Raw genomic sequence first — 6,148 nt, forward strand, 5'->3', positions numbered from 1 at the left:
ATTTTAGGATTAAACATTACTCCGTAGGAGGAGTGGCCAGCACCGTAGCGATCGCCTCCTGGACGTAGGTTTCGAGACCCTTGTTGCCCATCTCGTCGTCGAACATCTCGATCCCCCAGGTATCCCGCATGTAGGATTCCACCAAAGCGAGTTTCTGGGTCAGGGCACCGTAGGCATCCGTAATGGTGGACTGCTGAGCCGTGGCGCACACCACGTTGTCGAACCAATCCTTGCCGTAAACCAGCACCATGGAGAAAACTTCCACGAAGTCGTCGTCCTTGTTGTTCATGCCGTAGTTGCGCGTGAAACCGCGCTGGAAAGCCTCCGGGTTGTTGTAGTTGGGCTTGCCGACGTCGTAGTTCTTCCAACCCGACGAATCGTAGAATCCGGCGCTGATGTCCTGGAACGACTTGTCGAACATGATCGTCTGGTGCATGATGTGTCCGAACTCGTGCAGGATCACATGCAGGAACGACCTTACCTGCTCTTCGTTCTGCGCATCGAACGTATTGACGTTCATCAGCAGGATCTTGCGACCGCCCTCGGCCTGGCCGAGTTTGATCGACCCGCCCTGGTATTCGGGGCTGCCGACCAGCACGACTTTCTTGGGAGCGAGCCGGCACAAGAAATCCTTGCTGCCCGCAGCCTGGAAGAACGGATCGAACCACACGTCGCGGATGACGGCCATCATCGGCTGCACGAGGTCGAACTCGACCGGCACCAGACGGGAAGTAGTAATGTTGGAGTACATCTGCGCCGCATCCCAGCGGTAAACGACCTCGATGTTGTAAGGAAGCGTGAAATTCTCGTAGAGCCACTTGTCGAGTTCATTGGCGGTCTCCTCCGTGCCGCCCAGACCGGGGATTACCAGGTCGTCGGCGATCGTCTCCTTTTCCCGGCACGAGAAAGCGCCCAGCAAAAGCACCGCAGACAGCAGCACGTATACTATTCTTATCTTTTTCATATCATTCAAAATTTATGTTGCGGCAAACTAATTCCAGGGATTGGGAATGTGGTCATAAGGGTTCATCTGCAAGCCCGAAAGTTCGGCGTTGCGCGGAAGCTGCACCACGCGACGATCGTCATCGGGGGTCAGGGTGCTGGTTTCGCCCGTAATCATGCGGTGTTCCACCGGAATGTTCCAACGCAGGATGTCGAACCAGCGCATGCCCTCGTAGAGGAACTCCGTGCGACGGGTGTCGAGCACCATGAGCATCAGCGAGCGCTGGAGTTGGCCCTCGTAGGTGCTGGGATCGGTCGTGAAACGGCCGGCGTTGAAGCTGTTCATCAGGTAGTTGCCCGGCATGGAGAGCGACTCGGCATAGTAGTTTACCACCTTGTCGCGCGAGAGGTAGCAGGCCGTGATCTGGGCACCCACACGATTCTGCACGTACATCGTCAGGTCGTAGATCGCCTTGTCGTACTCGCCGGTCATGGCATAAGCCTCGGCACGGGCCAGGATCAACTCCTCCTGACGGAAAAGACTCAAACGCACGTGCGGCTGACCGGTCACGTCGTCGTCGGACTTGAAGTCCTCGTACATCTTGGGCACGTACGACGGCGAGTTGGCCGACGAGAAACCGTAGGCCGGCAAGTTCCAGCCGTAGCCCGTGGCGTTGTCGCCCATCACAGCGCCGATCGCCTTCTCCGAATAGTTGTAGCGCGTAAACGCATTCGAATAGGTAATGCGATGCAAGAGCGAATAAGGCTCGCACGAGAGCAGCACGTGGGGCGACTTGGGATCGGTAAAGCTCAAACCGATGCCCTGCGAACCGCCCGCGATGTTGCGGTAGTTGTCCCAGTTGTAGAAATTGGCGCCGCAGTAGAGGAAAGCCACGTCCTGATTGGGATGGGGAATCCGCACCGGCGTACCGTCGGCATTGACCAGCGGCCCGGAAGCATTCTGCAAACCTACCAAAACCGACGGCTGCGGAATCTGCTGCGAGACGAGCGAGATGACCGTAGGATAGTCGCGCTCGAAGAGAGCCACACGTACGGCGAACGCCCGGGCCGAAGCGCCCGAGAAGTGGAACTTGGGCTGGTCGTGGTCGGCACCCGTGCCGATGTGGGCCATACCCTCGGCCAGGTCGGCCTTGACCTTCTCCAGGGTCGAAGCCACCGTACCGCGGTCATAGTGCTTGTAAACCTCGTCTTCCGGTTCGGTAACGTAGGGAATGCCGAGCTTGGTGGCCCGGTTGGCCTCGTCGAAGAAGTCGGCATGGATCGTCAGCAGGCAGAAGTGCGCATAGGCGCGGCAGAGCAGCGCTTCGGCGCGGTAAGCCTCCGAACCTTTAGGATTGCCCATCTCGTCGAGCGCGGCGAGCGCATGGTTGGCTGCGGCAATCGCCTTGTAGCAGGCAGTCCAGTAGGCCTCGTTGTCGTCGGCACCCTCGATGGAGGTGTGCTCCTCCCAGCGGTAGTTCGTATACTGGAAGCTCAAGTTGATGCCGGGCTGCGAACCCGAAACCGTAGCTCCGAGGTCGGTATAGCCGTCGCAGCGGGGTTCGAGCGTCGAGGCGTAGAAACGATAGGGGTAAGCCGACACGAGCAGCGCCTTTACCTTGTCCAGATTGTCGATCTGCGTGCGGTTGTCGGGCATCGTATCGAGGAAATCGCCGCAACCGACAATTCCGAACGAGACGAACGCCAAGGACAACGCTATAATCAATTTTCTCATATTCATCGTATATTTTATGTTTCGTGCGTAATTAGAAGCCGAGGTTCAACGACAGCGTGAACTGCGTGGTGGCAGGCATGGCCACACCGCCGGTGTTGAAGAACTCGGGATCCTGTCCGTTCAGCGCCTTGTCGGAGTAGAGCAGCCAGGGATCCTTGACCGTCAGACGGATGCCTGCGGTCTTGAAGAAACGCGACTTGCTGACCAACGCGGGCGAGAAATCGTAATTCAACGAAACGGTCTTCAGACGGATGAAGTCGCCCTTCACGACACGAGCCGTCGAATAGTTGTAGTTGACATACGGATAGTTGTTCGAACCGAGCGAGATCGACTGGTGCACCCAGTCCGTGATGGCGGGAGAAAGGTCGTCGCCGGTCATCAGGAAGCGGTTCTTGAACTCGTTGGACATGGCATCCAGGTCGCTGTACTGCGCGGCGTAGGCCGGCGTGAGACGGATCTTGCTGCCGAACTGGTAGGTAAAGAACGCATTGAGCGAGAAGTTCTTGTAACGCAACGTGGTGTTGAAACCGCCGGTAATCTTGGGATCGACCGTACCCTCGAACTTGAGGAACTCGGTCTCGGTGCCCTGCATGTAGATGTCGGTGGTCTCCTCGCCGTCGGCATTCATGAAGAGCGGAATACCGGTTTCGGGATCGAGCCGCGAGAACGGAATCGAGAAGAGCGAGTTGACGGGATAACCGTTCTTGTTGCCGCCCTCGCCGCGCACCAGTTCATAAACGGCGGGCATGTTCTGGGCATTCTTGATCTCGTTGGTCGAATAACCGAACGTGATGTTGGCCGACCAGCTCCAGTCCTTGGTGCGGATCATCGTACCGCCCAGGGTAATGTCGAAGCCATGGGCGTCGAGGTCGGCGAAGTTAGCCAGTTTCCACGTAAAGCCGCCCACGCCGGGGGTCTTTACCACGTCGATCAGGTCGAAACTCTTACGGCTGAAGTAGTCGAACGAGAAGTTCAACCGGTTGTCGAAGAACGCCATGTCGATACCGGCGTTGAACTGGTAGCTCTTCTCCCACGTGAGGTCTTTGTTGCCCAGCGCGTCGATGGTAATCTGGTTCTCGGTAAAGCCGGGACGATAGATCTGCGAATTGTAGAACAGCGCAGCGGCGTTCGATGCGTTGGGCATGCTGGCCGTCAGACCGTAGCTCACGCGCGGACTCAAGACATTGAGCCACTCGACATCCTGGAGGAAAGCCTCGTTCTGGATGTTCCACTTGGCACCGAAGTTCCAGGTAGGCAGCCAGCGGGCATCGGACGAGGAACCCAGCGAGTTGGTGCCGTCATAACGCACCGTGGCAGAAATCGAGTAGCGGCGATCGAAAGCATAGTCGGCGTTGAGGTAGAACGCGGCGAAACGGTCGCGGTAGGTGTCCGACGTGAAAAGGTCGCGCTGGCGGTCGCTCATCATGCGGTAGAACAGCGGGTTGTTGTAAACCACGCCGCCCATATAATACTGGTAGCCGGCCTGTGTGGAAGTTTCGCTCGTACGGTCGAGATACTTGATCTGCGTACCGGCCAGAGCGCTCAGCTCATGAGTGTGGACGTTGTTGTCCCAAACCTTGTTGTAGGCGAACGAAGCGCGCACCTCGTAGTTGAGCAGCGTGTTGTTGGCCGTGTCGTAGAAACCGCCGCGCTCCATGACCGACACCGGCTCGGCGCCCAGATCCTCCTTGTTGGTCCAGAGGAAGCGGTTGCGCGAACGGATGGTCGAGTTGCCGTCGGCACGATAGGCGCCGGCAACGTTCGAACGCTCGGTAATCTTGTGGATCTGGTCGCTCTTTACATAACGCAGCATACCGGTAAAGTTGAAGCGCAGACCCTTGACGATGTTATAGTTGAACTCGCCCTGCATCTTGGCGTCCATCACATTCAGCTCGATCTTGTTCTCGCGCAGCTCGTTGAGGATGTTGAAAGGAGCGAAGTTCATGGTCACATACTCCAGGTTGCCGTCGTTGTCGTACGGACGCACCGCACGGCTGGTGTTGAGGGCATAGCTGAAGGGGTTGATGTCGAAATCGCGCGACCACTCGCCGCTTACCTGGTCGACCTCGCGCTTGTAGGAACCCGGCGCCTCCTGCTGACGCAGCGAAGCCACGGCCAGGAAGCCGACCGAAATCTTGCGGCTGATGTCGTACTCGTTGCGGAAGTTGAACGTGTAGCGGTTCACTTTGTCGGCCACCGTCCAGCCGGCATCGTTCAGGAAGCCGATCGAAGCGTAGGTACGCGAACGATCCGAACCGGTAGAGATGCTCAGCGAATGCTCCTGGAGGAGGTTATGCGTGAAAAGCACGTCGAACCAGTCGGTGTTGGCCTTGGCGTAGTTCATCAAGAAGGCGTTTCTTGCCTCGCGCGTATTGGCCAGGCCGAAGCCGGTGGCGGGATCGTAGGCGTTGATGGCGTTGTACATCAGACCGTAGACACCCGAGTTGGAGGCGTTGACGATATCCTGGTTGAGCAAGCCCTTGCGCTCCAGCTCCGAATAGACGGCCATCTGGTCGGCGGAGTTCATGATGTCGAACTTCGAGTAGCGGGGCTTGGTGCGGATCGTGAAGTTACCCGTATAGTTGATGCGCGGGGCACCCTGCTTACCTTTCTTGGTCGTGATGACCACCACGCCGTTCATGGCGCGGGCACCGTAGAGGGCCGTTGCAGCGGCATCCTTGAGGATGTCGAACGACTCGATGTCCGCAGGGTTGATACCGGCCACGGACGAACCCAGCAGCGTCGTGGGGTCGCCGCTGGAGAGCTGGTCATTGGAAATCTCGACCACATCCTCCAGCACCACGCCGTCGACTACCCACAAGGGCTTGTTCTCGCCGCTGAGCGACGTCACGCCGCGGATGCGCACCTTGGGCGCCGAACCGAACGTGCTCGACACGTTCTGCACCGAGACGCCGGCCACCTGGCCTTCGAGCATGCGGCTCACGTCGCTGACGCCGGCGATGGCGATATCATCGGCACTGATTTTGACCGACGAACCGGTAAAGGTCTCTTTCTTGGCATTCTTGAAACCGGTTACCACCACGTCGTCGATCTTGGTCGACGATTTGGCCAGTTTCACGGTAATGTTGGTCATTCCTTTCGTAACGGCAACCTGGCTCTCCTCGTATCCGAGAAACGAGACCGAAAGCAGGTCTTTCCCGGCGGGCAGCGTGATCTGGAAATCGCCTCGCGCCGAGGTAACAGTTCCGACCGAAGTCTCTCTCACAGTGACGGTTGCACCGACGATCGGAGTTCCGTCTTCGGCATCGATCACCGTACCCGATATCCTAATCTGGGCCAGCGCACTGAGCACGCTCAGATTAGCGACGATTAGTAAAAAGAAAATTTTTCTCATGCACAATTTAATTTTAGAGGTTTCGTGTTACAACTGTTGCATTTTGCAACCCTTTATTCCAGCCACCGTCCCAACCGTTGCGCACCCCCGGTCGAGGAAGTATTTTAAAATAAAAA

The 6,148-nt window shown here is 57.6% G+C and carries 3 protein-coding genes; all 3 read right to left on the minus strand.

Going from position 1 to position 6,148, the window contains the following annotated elements:
- Nucleotides 1–16: 16 nt before the first annotated feature.
- From QZ298_RS08420 to QZ298_RS08430, 3 genes are read right to left on the minus strand one after another with little or no spacing between them, the layout of a single operon-like run.
- Entirely contained in the window at nt 17–964 is a 948-nt protein-coding gene (locus QZ298_RS08420) for a putative zinc-binding metallopeptidase (protein ID WP_296008027.1), read from the minus strand.
- Nucleotides 965–991: 27 nt separating this feature from the next.
- A complete protein-coding gene (locus tag QZ298_RS08425) occupies nt 992–2,677 on the minus strand; it encodes a RagB/SusD family nutrient uptake outer membrane protein (RefSeq protein ID WP_296008030.1) in 1,686 nt (561 codons plus the stop codon).
- 31 nt (nt 2,678–2,708) lie between these two features.
- Nucleotides 2,709–6,032, minus strand: a complete 3,324-nt coding sequence (locus QZ298_RS08430; protein ID WP_296008032.1) for a SusC/RagA family TonB-linked outer membrane protein — start codon at nt 6,030–6,032, stop codon at nt 2,709–2,711.
- Between the last annotated feature and the right edge of the window lie 116 nt (nt 6,033–6,148).

Source organism: uncultured Alistipes sp., assembly GCF_910580175.1.
Taxonomy (GTDB): domain Bacteria; phylum Bacteroidota; class Bacteroidia; order Bacteroidales; family Rikenellaceae; genus Alistipes.

Coding starts and splice junctions, on each gene's coding strand:
- QZ298_RS08430 (WP_296008032.1), bottom strand. CDS start 6,032: ATGAGAAAAATTTTCTTTTTACTAATCGTCGCTAATCTGAGCGTGCTC.
- QZ298_RS08425 (WP_296008030.1), bottom strand. CDS start 2,677: ATGAGAAAATTGATTATAGCGTTGTCCTTGGCGTTCGTCTCGTTCGGA.
- QZ298_RS08420 (WP_296008027.1), bottom strand. CDS start 964: ATGAAAAAGATAAGAATAGTATACGTGCTGCTGTCTGCGGTGCTTTTG.